Below are 16,987 nucleotides of genomic sequence, written 5' to 3'. Positions count from 1 at the left end.
GTCATGGACCGCCGCATTTTCGGGCTGGAGAACGAGTACGGCGTCACGTGCACGTTCAGGGGACAGCGGCGCCTGTCTCCTGACGAGGTGGCGCGGTACCTCTTCCGCCGTGTCGTGTCATGGGGCCGCAGCAGCAATGTCTTTCTGCGAAACGGCGCCCGGCTCTATCTCGACGTGGGCTCACATCCGGAATACGCGACACCCGAATGTGACAACGTGATCGAACTGGTCACCCACGACAAGGCCGGCGAGCGCATTCTCGAAGGACTCCTGGTGGACGCGGAACGACGCCTGCACGAGGAGGGAATCGCAGGCGACGTCTACCTCTTCAAGAACAACACCGACTCGGCGGGCAACTCCTACGGCTGCCACGAGAACTATCTGGTGGCACGGCACGGGGAGTTCTCCCGGCTCGCGGACATCCTCATCCCCTTCCTGGTCACCCGGCAGCTGCTGTGCGGCGCCGGCAAGGTGCTCCAGACGCCGCGCGGCGCCGTGTACTGCGTCAGCCAGCGCGCCGAGCACATCTGGGAGGGCGTCTCCTCGGCGACGACCCGCTCGAGGCCCATCATCAACACCCGCGACGAACCGCACGCGGACGCCGAGCGCTACCGTCGGCTGCATGTGATCGTCGGCGACTCCAACATGTCCGAGACGACCATGCTGCTCAAGGTCGGCGCCACCGACCTGGTGCTGCGCATGATCGAGGCGGGCACCGTGATGCGCGACCTGACCCTGGAGAACCCGATCCGGGCGATCCGCGAGGTCAGCCACGACATCACCGGCCGGCGCAAGGTGCGCCTGGCCAGCGGCCGTGAGGCCTCCGCGCTGGAGGTGCAGCGCGAGTACTTCGACAAGGCGGTGGACTTCTGCGACCGCCGCGGCATCCGCACCGGCACGGTCGCCCAGGTCCTGGAGCTGTGGGGCCGCACCCTCGACGCGATCGAGACCGAGGAACTGGACCGGATCGGCACCGAGATCGACTGGGTCATGAAGTACAAGCTCATCGAGCGGTACCGGGCCAAGCACAACATGACGATGTCGCATCCCCGGGTCGCGCAGATAGACCTCGCCTACCACGACATCCACCGCCGTCGTGGCCTGTACTACCTGCTGGAGCGCAAGGGTCAAGCCACCCGGATCTGCAACGACTTGAAGATCTTCGAGGGCAAGTCGGTTCCCCCGCAGACCACTCGGGCGCGCCTGCGCGGCGACTTCATCCGCAGGGCGCAGGAACAGCGCAGGGACTTCACGGTCGACTGGGTCCACCTCAAGCTCAACGACCAGGCACAGCGCACCGTGTTGTGCAAGGACCCGTTCCGTTCGGTGGACGACCGGGTGGAGAAGCTGATCGCCGGAATGTAGCGAAAAGAGGGAGAGTCAAGCGTTTCCGGACCGAAATACCGGAACGCCACACGGGCGTCGTACGTTTCCCGTACGGCGCCCTTCTCGCGTCGTAGAGTTGCGCGCACGCCATCCACAAGATCGACCGATTACGAGGCCCTTCCGTGCGCCGACGCTCCCTCCTCCTCGCCGCCGTACCCGCGGGACTGGTCACCCTCTCCGCGTGCGGTGACAACAAGTCCGCCTCCAGCAAGGCCGGCGCCTCGCCGTCCCCGTCCCCGTCGGTGTCCATGGCTCCTCCGCCGAAGATCGTGACAGGGCCCCTGCCGGCGATCACGGCGGGCACGCGGTTCGGCGAGAAGCCGACCGTGGCCAAGGGCACGGGCGAGCCGTCGAAGGACCTGGCGGTCAGGACGGCGATCGCGGGCAGTGGCCGCACGGTCGCCGAGAACGACTTCATCCAGGCGAACTACCTGGGCCAGATCTGGGACACGGGCAAGGTCTTCGACAACTCCTACGACCGGCACAGCCCGCTGGTGATGCAGCTCGGCCGGGGCGGCATCATCGACGGCTGGTTCTTCGCGCTCACAGGCAAGAAGACCGGCAGCCGTATCGAGATCGCCGTGCCGCCCACCTGGGGCTACGGCAAGACGGGCAATGCGCAGGCGGGCATCAAGGGCACCGACACGCTGGTGTTCGTCATCGACCTGATCGACTCCTTCAACTCCAAGAGTTCCGCCAAGGGCAAGCAGGTCCCGCAGACCGACGCGGCCCTGCCGAAGGTGGCCACCAACACCGACGGCGATGTCCCCAAGGTCACCGTGCCGAGGACGGACCCGCCGAAGAAGCTCGTCGCGAACTACGTCCTGGAGGGCGACGGCGCCGAGGTCAAGGCCGACCAGACGGTCCTGTGCCAGTTCCAGGGCCTGGTCTGGGACGGCGGCAAGACCTTCCAGCGGACGTACGGCTCGGGCCGGCTCAGCCAGATCTCCCTCGAGCAGATGCAGCAGGTGGTCAAGGGCCTGGCCCAGGGCCTGACCGGCAAGAAGGTCGGCAGCCGGGTGCTGATCGTCGTCCCGCCGGAGCTGGGCTACGGCAACAACCCGCCGACCGGCGGTGTCATCAAGAAGGGGTCCACCCTCGTGTTCACGGTGGACATCCTCGCGGCGATGTAGCCGCCGGTGCCCGCGGCGGGCGGGCCGGGTGCCGAGGTGAAAGACTGTCCGTGATTCGTGTCGTACACAAGCAGGAGCTTTTGACGTGAGCATCGACAAGCCCGAGATCGACTTCCCGGGCGGCGAGCCCCCGAAGGACCTTGAGATCAAGGACATCTGGGAGGGCGAGGGCGAGGTCGCGCAGGCCGGCCAGACCGTCACCGTGCACTACGTGGGCGTCACCTTCGAGACGGGTGAGGAGTTCGACGCCAGCTGGAACCGCAACGCTCCGTTCCGTTTCCCGCTCGGCGCCGGCCGGGTCATCCAGGGCTGGGACCGGGGCGTGCAGGGCATGAAGGTCGGTGGCCGCCGCCAGCTGACCATCCCCGCCCACCTCGCCTACGGCGACCAGAGCCCGACCCCGCTCATCCCGGCGGGTTCGACCCTGATCTTCGTGGTCGACCTCCTCGGCGTCTGATCGGATCCGATCGCTTGGGGCCCATGCCTGTCCGGGCATGGGCCCTCGCTTTTGCCACCGCCCCGAGGAGCGGTACGGTCATCGGTCGGAAGCATGAAAAGGGGAGGCGAAGGGCGTCGATGGCCATTGCCAAGGCCGAGCGGCTGATGAACCTCGCGCTGTGCCTGCTCGGGGCGCGGCGGCCGCTGAGCAAGCGTGAGCTGCGTGATTCGATCGAGGCATACGTCGAGGCCGTCAGGCCGGAAAGTGGCGCCGCCGGCTCGGACGACTCCTTCAACCGCATGTTCGAGCGGGACAAGGACGACCTGCGCGAGCTGGGTCTGGTCATCGACACGGTGGAGAACCTCGACGGCGAGGTCGGCTACCTCGCCCGCCGCGACAGCAACCGCCTGCCCCCGATCACCCTGGACGCCGAGGAGGCCGCGGCCCTCGGCCTGGCCGCCAAGGTGTGGCAGCAGGCCCGGCTCGCCGGTGCCGCCAGCGGCGCCCTGCAGAAGCTGCGCGCCGCGGGTCTGCCCGAGGACGTCGACCCGTACGAGGTACACGGCGCGCTCGAACCCCGCATCCCCGTGCACGAGACCGCCTTCGAGCCGCTGATGCTGGCCTGCCGCGACCGCCGCCCGGTGCTCTTCGAGTACCGCAAGGCCTCCGCCGCGCGCCCCGAGCCCCGGCATGTGGAGCCCTGGGCGCTGGAGTGCTGGCGCGGGCACTGGTACCTGGCCGGTTTCGACCGCGACCGGGGCGCCGAGCGCGTCTTCCGGCTCTCGAGGATCACCGGCAGGGTCCGCTCGCGCGGCACGGGCTTCACCGCGCCTGTGCCCGACGTCGTCACCGTGCGCGAGACCGTGGCGAGCTGGGCGGGCGAGATCGCCGACCGCTCGGCGCTGATCCGGCTGCGCACCGGCTCCGGTTACCCCCTGCGGGCGAAGGCCACCAAGGTCCGGGAACTCGGCGACGGCTGGGACGAGTTGGAGATTCCGTACGGGCACGGGCTGGATGCCTGGCTGGTCGAGTTCGGGCCGGACGTGGTGGTCCTGGAGCCGGCCGAGCTGCGCGCGGACGTGGTGGACCGGCTGCGTGCCGTGGCCAAGGGCTGAAGGGGAGCGCAACCATGGCAGGCAAACCGGTCAGGCCCGTGAACGCCATCGACCAGACCCGGCGGATGCTCTCCCTCGTCACCTACCTGAGAGAGCGCCCCGGCGCGCGGATCGCGGACGTCGCCCGGGCCTTCGGCATCACCGAGGACGAGCTGGTCGCCGACCTCGATCTGCTGCCCATGTGCGGCACCAGCTTCCGCGGCGGCGACCTTCTGGACATCGACACCGACGGCGAGCGCATCTGGTGGCACAACCCGGCCGCGCTCGGTGAGGAGGCCGCCGAGCCGCTCCGGCTCGCCGCCGACGAGGCCACCGCCCTGCTGGTCGCCGCCCGCGCGGTCGCCACCCTGCCCGGCCTGCGTGAGAGCGACCGGCAGGCGCTGCTGCGGGCCACCGCCAAGGTGGAGACCGCGGCGGGCGAGGCCGCCGGCGCCAGCGCCCGGCTGTCGGTGACCTTCGAGTCCGAGGGCGGTGTCTTCGCCGACGTCGACCGGGCGATCTCCGAGCGCCGCCGGCTGTGGATCCGCTACTACTCCCCGGCCCGCGACGAGGTCACCGAGCGCGAGATCGACCCCATCCGCCTCGTCAGCGTCGGACACACCTATGTCGAGGCCTGGTGCCGCCGCTCCGAGGCGCGGCGCACCTTCCGGCTCGACCGGGTCGCCGAGATCCGGGTCCTGGACGAGCCCTCCGCGCCGCCCGAGATGGAGCTGCGCGACCTCTCCGAGGCCCTGGTGCAGCCGGCCGCCGAGGACCCGGAGGTCGTCGTCGAGGTCGGTCCCGGCGGCCGCTGGGTCGCCGAGTACTACCCGCACGACAGCGCCGATGAGCTTCCCGACGGCGGGCTGCGTATCACTCTGCGCACCCCCGACCCGGCCTCGCTGCGCCGCCTGGCACTGCGCCTCGGTGCCGACGGCCGGATCGTCTCCCCGCCGGAGCTGGCCGCGAGCGCCCGCACGGCGGCGACGGAGGCCTTGGCGGCGTACGGCGTGCGGTAGCCGACAGAGCCCCCGAAAGGGTGCGGGGCCGCGTGCGCCCTGCGGCTTTGCCGCGCTGGGCCCCGGGCTCGAGCGGGGCCGGGAACGCGGGGGAGCGACCGGCCACGGCGGCGTCGCGGACGCGAGACGGCATGGCGCGGCACTTCCGGCGGCGCGCTCGGTGTACGACCGGAAGCGCGCTTGGCGAACGACCAGAAGAAGGAGCGAGGCCTGTGAGCGAGTCTCCGGTGTCCGGTGCGGGCGAGATGACGGTGGCGGCCGCCTTCGCCGGGATGAGGAGAGTGGCCCCCGTGGTGTTCAAGGCGGGCTGCCCGGACTGCCGGGGCCGCTTCGAGCTGGCCGCGAGCGCGCTGCGCCTCGCCATCGGCGCGTCCAGCCGGACCACGTTCTACTCCTTCACCTGCCCCGACTGCGGCGCCGCCGTCCGCAAGCCCGCCGGGGAACGCATCGTCGAACTGCTCACCGGCGGCGGGGTCAGGACCCTGCGGCTGCACTCCACGGTGTAGGCGGTCGCGGCACTCGGGTGGGGACGCACTAGTCTCGACGTCATGTTCTGGCCGATGTTCGCGGTGGCGGTGGGTTTCCTGGGTCTTGCTGTCCTGGGGGTGCTCGCCGTCCGGGTCTTCCTGGAGGCGCGGCGCCTCGGGGAGCAGGTCGCGGACTCCGCCCGCCGCATCAACAGGGCGGCCGAGGACCTGGAGCGGGCCGCAGTCAGCGTGGCCGGTGCCGTGGACGCCTTGTGAGTCCCGCCGGGGGGACTTCCGCCAGCGTCGGCGATCCACGTGCTTTGCGGCACTTCGCCCTGTCACCTTGGCCGTCCGGCCAGGTACGCTGCTGGTCGCGGCCCGGAGTACGAGGCGCGGTCCGCAGAGGGAGCGGGAGTACGCACGGGGATTGTTCCACGTTCACCCCCGGGCGATACGATCGCTGCCAGCACGATGGTCAGACATTTGTCCGACCGGTCGGACATGCCCCGCCGCCCCGCCTCAGTGAGAAGGTGAAGACTTATGTTCCGCAACGCACTTGAGCCGTGGCACATTGTGCTGCTGATTCTGGTGATCGTCCTCGTGTTCGGCTCCAAGAAGCTCCCGGACATGGCGCGCTCGCTCGGCAAGTCCGCGCGCATTCTCAAGAGCGAGGCCAAGGCGATGAAGGACGAGGGCAAGCAGTCCACCGCTTCCGCCGAGGCCAAGCCCGCCGAGGAGCCGTCCCCGGCCCAGCGCACGATCCAGGCGGCGCCCGGCGACGTGACCAGCTCGCGTCCCGTCAACGAGCCGACCGACACGACCCAGCGCTGACGCGAGGACCGGGGCATCCGGTCCGCTGCACGAGATGAGGATGTGGGTTGCTCAAGTCTGCCCGCAAGCAGGAGAGGGATCCCGAGGGGCGTATGCCGCTCGCGGATCACTTGCGTGAGCTGCGCAACCGGCTCGCGAAGGCTGTCCTGGCGATCGCCGTCGTCACGATCGTGGCCGCCTTTTTCTACCAGGACATCATCAACTTCATCACCGCGCCGCTCCTGCACTCGGTCGGCTGCACGCAGTCCTTCGGGGAGCTGGCGAAGTCCAAGGACGTCCACTGTGCGCACCTCACGGTCAGCGGCCTGCTGACGCCCTTCACACTGGCGCTGAAGGCCTCGCTGACCGCCGGTGTCGTGGTGGCGTCGCCGATCTGGCTCTACCAGCTGTGGGCGTTCGTCGCGCCGGGCCTGCACCGCCACGAGAAGAGGTACGCCTACGCGTTCGTGGGCTTCGGCTTCCCGCTCTTCATCGGCGGCGGCTACCTCGCCTACCACGTGCTGCCCACCACGGCGAAGGTGATGATCGATCTCACGCCCAAGGGCGCGGAGAACCTGCTGCCGCTGGACAACATGCTCGACCTGGTGACGCGCATGGTGGTGGTGTTCGGCCTCGCCTTCGAGATGCCGCTCCTGCTCGTCATGCTCAACCTCACCGGCATCCTGTCCGGCAAGCGCATGCTCGGCTGGTGGCGCGGCATGGTGGTCGGCATCGCCGCTTTCGCGGCCGTGGCCACGCCCGGCGCCGACCCGATCTCGATGCTGGCGCTTGCGACGCCGATCTGGGTGCTGTTCTTCATCGCCGTGGGCGTCTCGCTGTTCAACGACCGGCGCAGGGCCCGCCGGGCGGCGGAGGGCCCGGGCGACGACGAGGCCTCCGAGCTGGACCTCACGCCCGAGGACATCGGTGAGGTCGAGGCCGTGAGCGCGGGCCGCGCTCCCGAGCCGCCGGACACGGACCGGGTCAACGGCTACGACGACGTGACCTGATCCCGCACCCGCACCGCACCGCGCACGCTGCCCCCGCCCAGCTGGACGGGGGCAGCCTCATGTCCCGGGAGCGCACGATCGGGATAATGATCGTCCGGTTGTCAGTGGGGCCCGGTACGCTCGAAAGCACGATGACAGAGGACCTCTCACCGGCCGAGCGGTACGCGGCAGCCCGCACGCGGGCAGCCGAGCAGGCCACCGCGCTCGCGTCCTTCCGCGAGATGTACGACTTCGGCCTCGACCCCTTCCAGATCGAGGCCTGCGCGGCGCTCGAGGAGGGGAAGGGCGTGCTGGTGGCCGCCCCCACCGGCTCGGGCAAGACGATCGTGGGCGAGTTCGCCGTCCACCTCGCCCTGCGGCAGGGCAAGAAGTGCTTCTACACGACACCGATCAAGGCGCTGTCGAACCAGAAGTACGCCGACCTGTGCCGGCGCTACGGCACCGACAAGGTCGGCCTCCTCACCGGCGACAACAGCGTGAACTCCGACGCCCCGGTGGTCGTGATGACCACCGAGGTGCTGCGGAACATGCTGTATGCGGGATCCCAGACCCTGCTCGGCCTCGGCCACGTGGTCATGGACGAGGTCCACTACCTCTCCGACCGCTTCCGCGGCGCCGTCTGGGAGGAGGTGATCATCCACCTGCCGGAGTCGGTGACCCTGGTGTCGCTCTCCGCCACCGTCTCCAACGCCGAGGAGTTCGGTGACTGGCTGGACACCGTCCGGGGGGACACCGAGGTGATCGTCTCCGAGCACCGGCCCGTGCCGCTGTTCCAGCACGTGCTCGCCGGGCGCCGCATGTACGACCTGTTCGAGGAGGGCGAGGGGCACAAGAAGGCCGTCAACCCCGACCTGGTCCGCCTGGCCCGGATGGAGGCCACCCGGCCGTCGTACCAGGACCGCAGGCGCGGCCGGGCGATGCGCGAGGCCGACCGGGAGCGTGAGCGCAGACAGCGCTCGCGCGTGTGGACGCCGGGCCGCCCCGAGGTCATCGAGCGGCTGGACTCCGAGGGCCTGCTCCCTGCCATCACCTTCATCTTCAGCCGGGCCGCCTGCGAGGCCGCCGTCCAGCAGTGCCTGTACGCGGGCCTCAGGCTCAACGACGAGGAGGCGCGCGAAAAGGTCCGTGCCCTGGTCGAGGAGCGCACCGCCGCCATTCCCTCCGAGGACCTGCACGTCCTTGGCTACTACGAGTGGCTGGAAGGCCTGGAGCGCGGTATCGCCGCCCACCACGCGGGCATGCTGCCCACCTTCAAGGAGGTCGTGGAGGAACTGTTCGTGCGCGGCCTGGTCAAGGCCGTCTTCGCCACCGAGACCCTCGCCCTCGGCATCAACATGCCCGCCCGTTCAGTGGTGTTGGAGAAGCTCGTCAAGTGGAACGGCGAGCAGCACGCCGACATCACCCCGGGCGAGTACACCCAGCTGACCGGCCGCGCCGGACGCCGGGGCATCGACATCGAGGGCCACGCGGTCGTGCTGTGGCAGCGCGGGATGAGCCCGGAGCACCTGGCCGGCCTCGCGGGCACGCGTACGTACCCGCTGCGCTCCAGCTTCAAGCCCTCGTACAACATGGCGGTCAACCTGGTCGAGCAGTTCGGCCGACACCGCTCGCGCGAGCTGCTGGAGACCTCCTTCGCCCAGTTCCAGGCGGACAAGTCCGTCGTCGGGATCTCCCGCCAGGTGCAGCGCAACGAGGAGGGGCTCGAGGGCTACAAGGAGTCGATGACCTGCCACCTCGGCGACTTCGACGAGTACGCGCGACTGCGCCGCGAGCTGAAGGACCGTGAGACCGAACTGGCCCGGCAGGGCGTCAACCAGAGGCGCGCCGAGGCCGCGAGCGCCCTGGAGAAGCTCAAGCCGGGCGATGTCATCCACGTGCCCACGGGCAAGTACGCCGGTCTCGCGCTCGTGCTGGACCCGGGCCTGCCGGCCGGCCGGGCCACCGGGCACCGCGGCTTCGACCACCACGACGGCCCGCGCCCGCTGGTGCTGACCGCCGAACGGCAGGTCAAGCGGCTGGCGTCGATGGACTTCCCGGTGCCCGTCGAGCCGCTGGACCGGATGCGGATCCCCAAGAGCTTCAACCCGCGCTCGCCGCAGTCCCGTAGGGACCTCGCCTCCGCGCTGCGCACCAAGGCCGGGCACATCCCGCCGGAGCGGTCCCGCAAGAAGCGTTCGCAGGCCGCCGACGACCGGGAGATCGCCCGGCTGCGCACGGCGATCCGGGCCCACCCCTGCCACGGCTGCAACGACCGTGAGGACCACGCCCGTTGGGCCGAGCGCTACCACCGGCTGCTGCGGGACACCTCGCAGCTGGAGCGCCGGATCGAGGGCCGTACGAACACCATCGCGCGGACCTTCGACCGGATCGTGGCCCTGCTCACCGAGCTGGACTACCTGCGCGGCGACGAGGTCACCGAGCACGGCAAACGCCTCGCGCGGCTGTACGGCGAACTCGACCTGCTGGCCAGCGAGTGCCTGCGTGAGGGCGTCTGGGAGGGCCTCGGCCCCGCCGAACTGGCCGCGTGCGTCTCGGCGTTGGTCTACGAGGCCAGGGCGAGCGACGAAGCGATGGCGCCCAAGCTGCCCTCCGGCAAGGCGAAGGCCGCGCTCGGCGAGATGGTCCGGATCTGGGGCCGGCTCGACGCCCTGGAGGAGGAGTTCCGGATCAACCAGACCGAGGGCGTCGGACAGCGCGAGCCGGATCTCGGCTTCGCCTGGGCCGCGTACATGTGGGCCTCGGGCAAGGGGCTCGACGAGGTGCTGCGCGAGGCGGAGATGCCCGCCGGCGACTTCGTGCGGTGGTGCAAGCAGGTGATCGACGTGCTGGGCCAGATCTCCGCGGCTTCTCCTGTGGAGGGCTCGACGGTGGCGAAGGCCGCGCGCAAGGCCGTGGACCAGTTGCTGCGGGGTGTGGTCGCCTACTCGTCCGTGGGGTGACCTGTCTTTTCGCGGGTGCGGGTGGACTGTGGTTGATGCCGCGGTTCCCCGCGCCCCTTCAGGCTTGCCCTTCTGCTCACTCCATACGGTGAGTCACTTTCGCATGCCCATATGTCGTTACTGCATGTGTTCGAATGAATGCTGAGCGTACAAAAAGACAGAGCGTACTCCTGTTGCGGGGGCGATTTCAGGTGCTTGCTGAATATGACACGGCGATGATCCGGTCGGACTAAGCTCGCCCGCGGCGCACCGAGTTGAGGTGAATTCGTGCGTCTGTTCCCAAACTTGCGATAGATCCCAACGGTTCCATGAACCTTCCCCTCACAAGCACCCCCGACACCCAGCCGATTCGTCTCAGAAGGCATCCATGGTGAGTGTTCAGAAGCCTCCCGGTCGCCGCGAACGTCCCTACGCGCGTGTGCTGTTGCCGCCGGCCATACTGATGGCCGCCGCGACCGGGGCGGCGGCCGCCCTGGCGCCGGCGTCCGCCCGGATCGCCGTCGGCGCGGTCGGGGCCCTGGCCCTGCTCCTGGTCCTCGCCACGGGAGCGGAGGCTGCCCGCCGCGGCCGCAGACTCCGCGAGGAACAGGCCGAGCACGCCCGTCACGCCGCGTATCTGGAACACCGGATCGGCGCGCAGGACGAGCTGATCGACAAGTTCGCCACCGACATCATCCCCACCGGTCTGGCGCGACTGCGCGCCGGCGAGCACCTCCGGGACGTCCTGGCCAACATCTACGACGTCGACCCCGAGCTGCGCGCGCTGCCGCCCATGTACCGCGAGATGTTCCGGGTCGCGCTGCGCGGCGCCGACCGCGAGATCTCGATGCGTGACGCCACCGAGCGCTCCTTCGTGACCATCGCGCGCCGCGTCCAGGCCATCGTCCATCAACAGGCCAAGGAACTGCGGGAGATGGAGGAGGACCACGGGCGCAACCCCGAGGTCTTCGACGACCTGCTGCGCATCGACCACGGCACCTCGCTGATCGGCCGTCTCGCCGACACCATCTCCGTCCTCGGCGGCGGCCGGCCCGGCCGCCAGTGGCCCCTGCCGGTCTCCCTCTACAGCACGCTGCGCGGCGCCATGTCGCGCATCCTGGAGTACCGCCGAATCCAGCTGAACTCCATCGTCAACATCAACATCAAGGGCACCGCCGTCGAGCCGGTCATCCACGCCGCCGCCGAACTCCTGGACAACGCCACCCGCTACTCGCCGCCCTCGACCAAGGTGCACGTCACCGCCACCGAGGTGCAGACCGGCATCGTCATCGAGATCGAGGACGCCGGCGTCAGTCTCAACGAGGAGTCCCGCGCCCGCATCGAGCAGATGATCGAGGACGCCAAGAACGGTGACGACGCCCACAACCTCGGCGAGAACCCGCGCCTCGGCCTCGCCGTCGTCGGCCGCCTGTCCAAGATGTTCGACATGGACGTCTCGCTGCGGGCCTCGGCCTACGGCGGCGTCCGCGCGATCCTCATCGTGCCGCGGGTCATGACGACCACCGAACCCGGTGTGGGAGCCGCTCACGGCATCGGTGCCACGGGCATCCCCATGAAGGAGCTGGGCGCCGTGGACGGCCCCAAGCGCCGGCCCAAGAAACGGCGTCCGACCAGCCCCAAGATCCCCGCGGGCATCTCCATGGAGGACGACGTCCCGGTCGTCACCGAGTGGACGGCGGGCGGCCTGCCGCAGCGCCGCAGCCGGGTGAAGACCCCGCTCAGCCAGCGGTACGCCGAACAGGCCGAGATCGAGCAGGCCGAGCGCGAGGGAAGGCCGACCATCTGGTCGCAGCCCAGGCCCGAACCGGCGCCCGAGCCCGAGATGGACCCCGAGATCAAGAAGCTCAGGCAGCGGCCGATCGGCCAGGGCATCGAGGACTTCTGGAACGGGCTGCGCAAGGGCATGCCCGAGGGTGCCACCGGGCCCGAGCTGACCGACTTCACGAGGCACCCGGAAAAGTACGTGCACCTGCTCAACGACTATGCGGACGAGCCCGTCGAGGGCACCACCGAGGCCGACGACGAGGGGGACCTCAAGTGATCCAGCAGCGAGGCAACATCGACTGGATGCTCAAGCAGCTCAACGACGGCGTGCCGGGTATCGAGATGATCGTGGTCCTCTCCGCCGACGGACTGCGCATCGCCCGCTACGGCGGCGACCCCGACGCCGCCGACCGGGTGGCCGCCGCCTGCGCGGGCGTGCAGAGCCTGGCCGGCGCCATCATCCAGGAGCTCCCGGGCGCCGGCGACATGCAGGTCGTCGTCTTCGAGATCGACGGCGGCTACTTCTACCTCATGAACGCCGGTGACAACGCTTTCCTCGCCGTACTCGCCGATGTGACCTGCGAGCCCGGCCGGATGAGCGGCATGATGCGCGACCTCGTCGTCCGGATCGGGGCCCATCTCACCAGTCCGCCCCGGCGGAACGGGCAGACCGTATGACTCCTCCACGACGCAAACGGCGCCAGCCGCAACCGCCGCCCCTTCCCGAGCAGCCGAAGCCGTCCCCGCCCGGGGCGGCGGACGGCCAGGCCGAGCCCAAGAACCCCGAACGGCTCTACGCCTTCGCCGAGTCCCAGGACGGCGCGCGCGCCGAACTCGACCTCGTGACCCTGATCGTGGCGCGCTCCGCACCCAAGCCGGACGGCTCGCCGGAGCAGGCGGCGGTGCTGCGGCTGTGTGCCGCCCCCCTGTCGGTGGCCGAGCTGTCGGCCTATCTGAGCCTGCCGTTCAGCGCGATGACCGTACTGATCACCGACATGATCACGGCCGGACTGGTGCAGGCGCGCTCCCCGATCGTCCGCCAGGCGCTCCCCGACCGTTCACTCCTCGAAGCGGTGATGCATGGACTTCAACGGCTCTGACACCCTCCCCGGACCGCGCACCGAGGATCATCTGCCGCACACGGCCGAGACGGCGGTGAAGGTCGTGATCGTGGGTGGCTTCGGCGTCGGCAAGACCACCATGGTCGGTTCCGTCAGCGAGATCAGACCGCTGACCACCGAGGAGACCATGACGCAGGCCGGTATCGGCGTGGACGACAACTACGGCTCCGAGACGAAGACGGCCACCACCGTGGCCATGGACTTCGGCCGCATCAGCGTCACCGACAAGCTGGTGCTCTATCTGTTCGGCACCCCCGGCCAGGAGCGCTTCTGGTTCCTGTGGAACGGCCTGTTCGAGGGCGCGCTCGGCGCGGTCGTCCTCGTCGACACCCGGCGCCTGGAAGTCAGCTTCGACGTCATGGGCCGGCTGGAGGAGCGCGGCGTGCCCTTCGTCGTGGCCGTCAACACCTTCCCGGACGCGCCCCGTTACCCGCTCGATGAACTGCGCACCGCGCTGGACCTGACCCCGGAGATCCCGATCATGGAGTGCGACGTACGCCGGCGCGCCTCCAGCAAGGACGTGCTGATGAACCTGATGCGGTTCCTGCACGCCATCGCCCTGTCCCGGGCCGCCCTCGGCTGACCCGCCACCGATCCACCCTCACACCTTTTTCCGTTCCGGAGCGACACCGTGACGTCTGAATCCCCGTCCCTGTCCGACACCGACCCCGCTTTCGGCCCGCCGCCCGGCTGCCCCGCGCACGGCATCGGCCCCGGCGTGCCCCACCGGCTCTACGGCCCCGACGCGGCGGATCTGGGCGACCTCTACGAGCGCCTGCGCGAGGAGCACGGCGCCGTGGCGCCCGCGCTGCTCCACGAGGACGTACCGATGTGGGTGGTCCTCGGGCACGCCGAGAACCTCCACATGGTCCGCAGCTCCTCCGTGTACACCCGCGACAGCCGGCTCTGGACCCCGCTGGCGCAGGGCATGGTCAAGCCCGACCACCCGCTCATGCCGCACATTGCCTGGCAGCCGATCTGCTCCCACGCCGAGGGCGACGAGCACCAGCGACTGCGCGCGGCGGTCACCGCGGCCATGGCCACCATCGACCACCGCAGCATGCGCCGGCACATCGGCCGTTACACCCAGGGCCTGGTCAACAGCTTCTGCGAGCGGGGCCGGGCCGACCTGGTCTCCCAGTTCGCCGAGCATCTGCCCATGGCCGTCATGTGCGAGATCCTCGGCATGTCCGAGGAGTACAACGACCGGATGGTGCAGGCCGCCCGGGACGCCCTCAAGGGCACTGAGACCGCCATCCAGAGCCATGCGTACGTCATGGACGCACTGAGCCGGCTCACCACCCGGCGCCGCGCCCGGCCCGAGGACGACTTCACCAGCCACCTCATCACCCACCCGGCCGGACTCACCGACGACGAGGTCCGCGAACACCTGCGGCTCGTCCTCTTCGCGGCCTACGAGGCCACCGCGAACCTCCTCGCCAACGCCCTGCGCATGGTCCTGACCGAGCCGGGCTTCCGGGCGCAGCTCAGCGGCGGCCAGATGACCGTGCCGGAGGCGATCGAGCAGTCCCTGTGGGACGAGCCGCCGTTCAGCACCGTTCTCGGCTACTTCGCCAAGCAGGACACCGAGCTGGGCGGGCAGCGCATCCGCAAGGGCGACGGGCTGCTCTTCGCGCCCGCGCCGGGCAACCTCGACCCGCGGATCCGCCCCGACCTGTCCGCGAGCATGCAGGGCAACCGTTCGCACCTCGCGTTCGGCGGCGGCCCGCACGAGTGTCCCGGTCAGGACATCGGCCGCGCCATCGCCGACGTCGGTGTCGACGCGCTGCTGATGCGGCTGCCCGACGTCCAACTCAATTGTGCCGAGGGGGAGTTGCGCTGGCGGTCGTCGATCGCCTCCCGGCACCTGGTGTCCCTGCCCGTGCGATTCGAGCCCAAGCCGCAGCAGGACGTCGACCTCCCGCCGCGGCCCATGGCGGTCTCGGCACCGCACTCCGGCCGGCAGGCCGGCCCCCGCCGCACGGACCAGGCCGCGACGCCGCAGCCCCGGCCCACCCCCGCACGCCCGGTCCTGCCGGAGCCGTTGCCCGCGGCGCCCGGACCGGTCCGGCCGCGGGGGTTCTGGCGGCGGCTGCTGCACTGGTGGCGAGGCGAGTAAGGACGCTACGACGCCCAGGCGTGGAGCACTCGCCCGCTGGCGAACGTGTGCTCCACGCCGGTGACCGGGTCGGCGAACTCCAGCCGCCGTGCGAGCAGTTGCAGCGGCCGGCCGAAGTCGTCGGCCGGTACCGGACCGGTCACCTCGGGGTACAGCGGATCGCCGAGGATGGGCACGCCGAGCGCGCTGAGGTGTACCCGCAGCTGATGGGTCTGCCCGGTCGCCGGCAGGAGCCGGTAGCGGCCCAACCCGCCGCGGCACTCGGCCAGTTCCACATAGGTCTCGGCGTTCGGCTCGCCCTCGACCTCCCGGGCGGCCGGCACCCCGCGCTCCTTCACGATCCGGCTGCGCACGGTCCGGGGGAGTGCCAGCGCGGGGTCGTACGGTGCGACGGCCTCGTACTCCTTGCGCACCCGTCGGTCCCGGAACAGATTCTGGTAGGCGCCGCGCTCCTCGGGCCGTACGGTGAACAGCACCAGCCCCGCCGTCAGCCGGTCCAGGCGGTGCGCGGCGGTCAGCGTCGGGATGTCCAGCTCGCGGCGCAGCCGGGCCAGCGCGGTCTCGGTGACATGGGTGCCGCGCGGGGTCGTCGCGAGGAAGTGCGGCTTGTCGGCCACGACGATGTGTGCGTCCCGGTACACCACCTCGACCGGGAACGGCACCGTCACCTCGGCGGGCAGCTCACGGTGGAACCACACGAACATGCCCGGCTCGTACGGTGCGTCCGGCGCCACCGCGAGGCCGTCGGCCCCGATGATCAGCCCCGCGTCGAACAGGCCCGCGACCGTCCCCGGCGCGGCGCCGCTGAGCCGCTGCACCAGATACTCCCGCACGGTGGCCCACGCCCCGCCGTACGGCAGCCGGATCCGCACCGGATCCACTCCGTCGCGCTGGGGGAGCGGAGCGGGCGGGGGCGGGGTACGGCGTCTCATCGAGGTCAAGGGTACGAGGTGGGGGCCGGCGGACCCCGCGGGCCGGGCGGATGCCCGCCGGAGGCCCGCAGGAAGCCGGAGGGAAAAGGGATGGGCCGGCGGACACGCGGTCGGCAGTATGTGGATCGTGCCGTATCTCAACAGCCCGGTCGTACCGGCAGGAACCCTCGCCCGTGTCCCACAGCCCGCCCTTCCCGCCGGTGACGGACTGCTGCTGCGTCCCTGGCGGGCCGAGGACGCGCCCGCCGTGCACGCCGCCTTCCAGGACCCGTTGATGCACCAGTGGCACATCAGCGCCTGTGACTCCGAGGAGGAGGCCGCCGGGTGGATCGCCGAGTGGCACAGGCAGTGGACGGACGAGCGGAAGGCCCAGTGGGCCGTCGTCGACGCGGACGGCGATGGCCTGCTGGGCCGGGTCGCGCTGCGCGAGATCGTGCTGGGCGACGGCGTCGCCGAGGTCGCCTACTGGACGGTGGCACGGGCGCGGGGCCGGGGTGTCGCGGTCCGGGCCGTCACCGCCCTGTCCCGGTGGGCGTTCGAGGAGATCGGGCTCCACCGCCTCGAACTCTCGCACGCCGTTGCCAACGAGGCTTCCTGCCGTGTGGCCCTGAAGGCCGGCTTCGCCCCGGAGGGCACCAAGCGCAGCGCCCTCCTCCACCCCGACGGCTGGCACGACATGCACCTCCACGCGCGCGTGCGCGGCGACTGAGCCGCGGCCGTCCTGCGTCGCTGCCGGCGGCCGGCGGGAAGGCCA

General features: G+C 70.5%; 17 protein-coding genes. 16 read left to right on the top strand and 1 reads right to left on the bottom strand.

From position 1 onward, the window contains the following. Positions 1-3 precede the first annotated feature (3 nt). From pafA to GQF42_RS10795, 15 genes are all read left to right on the top strand, one after another. Positions 4-1,365: a Pup--protein ligase gene (gene pafA / locus GQF42_RS10865; RefSeq protein WP_158919423.1), complete on the top strand. Its 1,362-nt coding sequence runs from the start codon at positions 4-6 to the stop codon at positions 1,363-1,365. A gap of 143 nt (positions 1,366-1,508) precedes the next feature. After that, positions 1,509-2,519: an FKBP-type peptidyl-prolyl cis-trans isomerase gene (locus tag GQF42_RS10860; RefSeq protein ID WP_158919422.1), complete on the top strand. Its 1,011-nt coding sequence runs from the start codon at positions 1,509-1,511 to the stop codon at positions 2,517-2,519. Positions 2,520-2,604: 85 nt separating this feature from the next. Then, on the top strand, positions 2,605-2,976 hold the full coding sequence (locus GQF42_RS10855; RefSeq protein ID WP_158919421.1) for an FKBP-type peptidyl-prolyl cis-trans isomerase: 372 nt from the start codon (positions 2,605-2,607) through the stop codon (positions 2,974-2,976). A 119-nt stretch (positions 2,977-3,095) separates the two neighbouring features. Continuing rightward, positions 3,096-4,073, top strand: coding sequence for a helix-turn-helix transcriptional regulator (locus GQF42_RS10850; protein ID WP_158919420.1), 978 nt, complete (start codon positions 3,096-3,098; stop codon positions 4,071-4,073). A 14-nt stretch (positions 4,074-4,087) separates the two neighbouring features. Further along, positions 4,088-5,071, top strand: a complete 984-nt coding sequence (locus tag GQF42_RS10845) for a helix-turn-helix transcriptional regulator (RefSeq protein WP_158919419.1) — start codon at positions 4,088-4,090, stop codon at positions 5,069-5,071. Between the two features lie 245 nt (positions 5,072-5,316). Continuing rightward, positions 5,317-5,577, top strand: a complete 261-nt coding sequence (locus GQF42_RS10840) for a hypothetical protein (RefSeq protein ID WP_158930014.1) — start codon at positions 5,317-5,319, stop codon at positions 5,575-5,577. A gap of 42 nt (positions 5,578-5,619) precedes the next feature. Further along, positions 5,620-5,814, top strand: a complete 195-nt coding sequence (locus GQF42_RS10835; RefSeq protein ID WP_158919418.1) for a hypothetical protein — start codon at positions 5,620-5,622, stop codon at positions 5,812-5,814. Positions 5,815-6,078: 264 nt separating this feature from the next. Beyond that, positions 6,079-6,369, top strand: a complete 291-nt coding sequence (tatA, locus tag GQF42_RS10830; RefSeq protein WP_158919417.1) for a Sec-independent protein translocase subunit TatA — start codon at positions 6,079-6,081, stop codon at positions 6,367-6,369. Positions 6,370-6,416: 47 nt separating this feature from the next. Next, complete coding sequence (tatC, locus tag GQF42_RS10825) at positions 6,417-7,358, top strand: twin-arginine translocase subunit TatC (RefSeq protein WP_199272640.1); 942 nt, start codon at positions 6,417-6,419, stop codon at positions 7,356-7,358. Positions 7,359-7,444: 86 nt separating this feature from the next. Then, complete coding sequence (locus GQF42_RS10820) at positions 7,445-10,297, top strand: DEAD/DEAH box helicase (protein WP_158919416.1); 2,853 nt, start codon at positions 7,445-7,447, stop codon at positions 10,295-10,297. 367 nt (positions 10,298-10,664) lie between these two features. Beyond that, positions 10,665-12,338, top strand: a complete 1,674-nt coding sequence (locus GQF42_RS10815; RefSeq protein ID WP_199272639.1) for an ATP-binding protein — start codon at positions 10,665-10,667, stop codon at positions 12,336-12,338. Continuing rightward, positions 12,335-12,739 (top strand): roadblock/LC7 domain-containing protein, encoded by a 405-nt coding sequence (locus tag GQF42_RS10810; RefSeq protein ID WP_067134384.1) that lies wholly within the window; start codon positions 12,335-12,337, stop codon positions 12,737-12,739. The genes GQF42_RS10815 and GQF42_RS10810 overlap by 4 nt, the downstream gene beginning before the upstream one ends. Continuing rightward, a complete protein-coding gene (locus GQF42_RS10805) occupies positions 12,736-13,161 on the top strand; it encodes a DUF742 domain-containing protein (RefSeq protein ID WP_158919415.1) in 426 nt (141 codons plus the stop codon). Before GQF42_RS10810 ends, GQF42_RS10805 begins: the two co-directional genes overlap by 4 nt. Further along, positions 13,142-13,765, top strand: a complete 624-nt coding sequence (locus tag GQF42_RS10800) for a GTP-binding protein (RefSeq protein WP_158919414.1) — start codon at positions 13,142-13,144, stop codon at positions 13,763-13,765. Before GQF42_RS10805 ends, GQF42_RS10800 begins: the two co-directional genes overlap by 20 nt. A gap of 48 nt (positions 13,766-13,813) precedes the next feature. Beyond that, positions 13,814-15,301: a cytochrome P450 gene (locus GQF42_RS10795; protein ID WP_158919413.1), complete on the top strand. Its 1,488-nt coding sequence runs from the start codon at positions 13,814-13,816 to the stop codon at positions 15,299-15,301. 5 nt (positions 15,302-15,306) lie between these two features. On the opposite strand, the gene GQF42_RS10790 is transcribed toward GQF42_RS10795, so the two are convergent. Further along, a complete protein-coding gene (locus tag GQF42_RS10790) occupies positions 15,307-16,233 on the bottom strand; it encodes an RluA family pseudouridine synthase (RefSeq protein ID WP_158919412.1) in 927 nt (308 codons plus the stop codon). A gap of 127 nt (positions 16,234-16,360) precedes the next feature. On the opposite strand from GQF42_RS10790, the gene GQF42_RS10785 reads away from it, so the two are divergent. Continuing rightward, on the top strand, positions 16,361-16,942 hold the full coding sequence (locus tag GQF42_RS10785) for a GNAT family N-acetyltransferase (RefSeq protein ID WP_158919411.1): 582 nt from the start codon (positions 16,361-16,363) through the stop codon (positions 16,940-16,942). The last annotated feature ends 45 nt before the right edge of the window (positions 16,943-16,987 follow it).

The sequence above is a fragment of the Streptomyces broussonetiae genome, assembly GCF_009796285.1.
Lineage (GTDB): Bacteria > Actinomycetota > Actinomycetes > Streptomycetales > Streptomycetaceae > Streptomyces > Streptomyces broussonetiae.
The sequence above is the reverse complement of the archived record's forward strand: the minus strand, read 5'-3'. Positions and strand labels throughout refer to the sequence as shown.

Coding starts and splice junctions, on each gene's coding strand:
- tatA (WP_158919417.1), top strand. CDS start 6,079: ATGTTCCGCAACGCACTTGAGCCGTGGCACATTGTGCTGCTGATTCTG.
- GQF42_RS10850 (WP_158919420.1), top strand. CDS start 3,096: ATGGCCATTGCCAAGGCCGAGCGGCTGATGAACCTCGCGCTGTGCCTG.
- pafA (WP_158919423.1), top strand. CDS start 4: ATGGACCGCCGCATTTTCGGGCTGGAGAACGAGTACGGCGTCACGTGC.
- GQF42_RS10815 (WP_199272639.1), top strand. CDS start 10,665: ATGGTGAGTGTTCAGAAGCCTCCCGGTCGCCGCGAACGTCCCTACGCG.
- GQF42_RS10800 (WP_158919414.1), top strand. CDS start 13,142: ATGGACTTCAACGGCTCTGACACCCTCCCCGGACCGCGCACCGAGGAT.
- GQF42_RS10840 (WP_158930014.1), top strand. CDS start 5,317: ATGACGGTGGCGGCCGCCTTCGCCGGGATGAGGAGAGTGGCCCCCGTG.
- GQF42_RS10845 (WP_158919419.1), top strand. CDS start 4,088: ATGGCAGGCAAACCGGTCAGGCCCGTGAACGCCATCGACCAGACCCGG.
- GQF42_RS10790 (WP_158919412.1), bottom strand. CDS start 16,233: ATGAGACGCCGTACCCCGCCCCCGCCCGCTCCGCTCCCCCAGCGCGAC.
- GQF42_RS10805 (WP_158919415.1), top strand. CDS start 12,736: ATGACTCCTCCACGACGCAAACGGCGCCAGCCGCAACCGCCGCCCCTT.
- GQF42_RS10820 (WP_158919416.1), top strand. CDS start 7,445: ATGATCGTCCGGTTGTCAGTGGGGCCCGGTACGCTCGAAAGCACGATG.
- GQF42_RS10835 (WP_158919418.1), top strand. CDS start 5,620: ATGTTCTGGCCGATGTTCGCGGTGGCGGTGGGTTTCCTGGGTCTTGCT.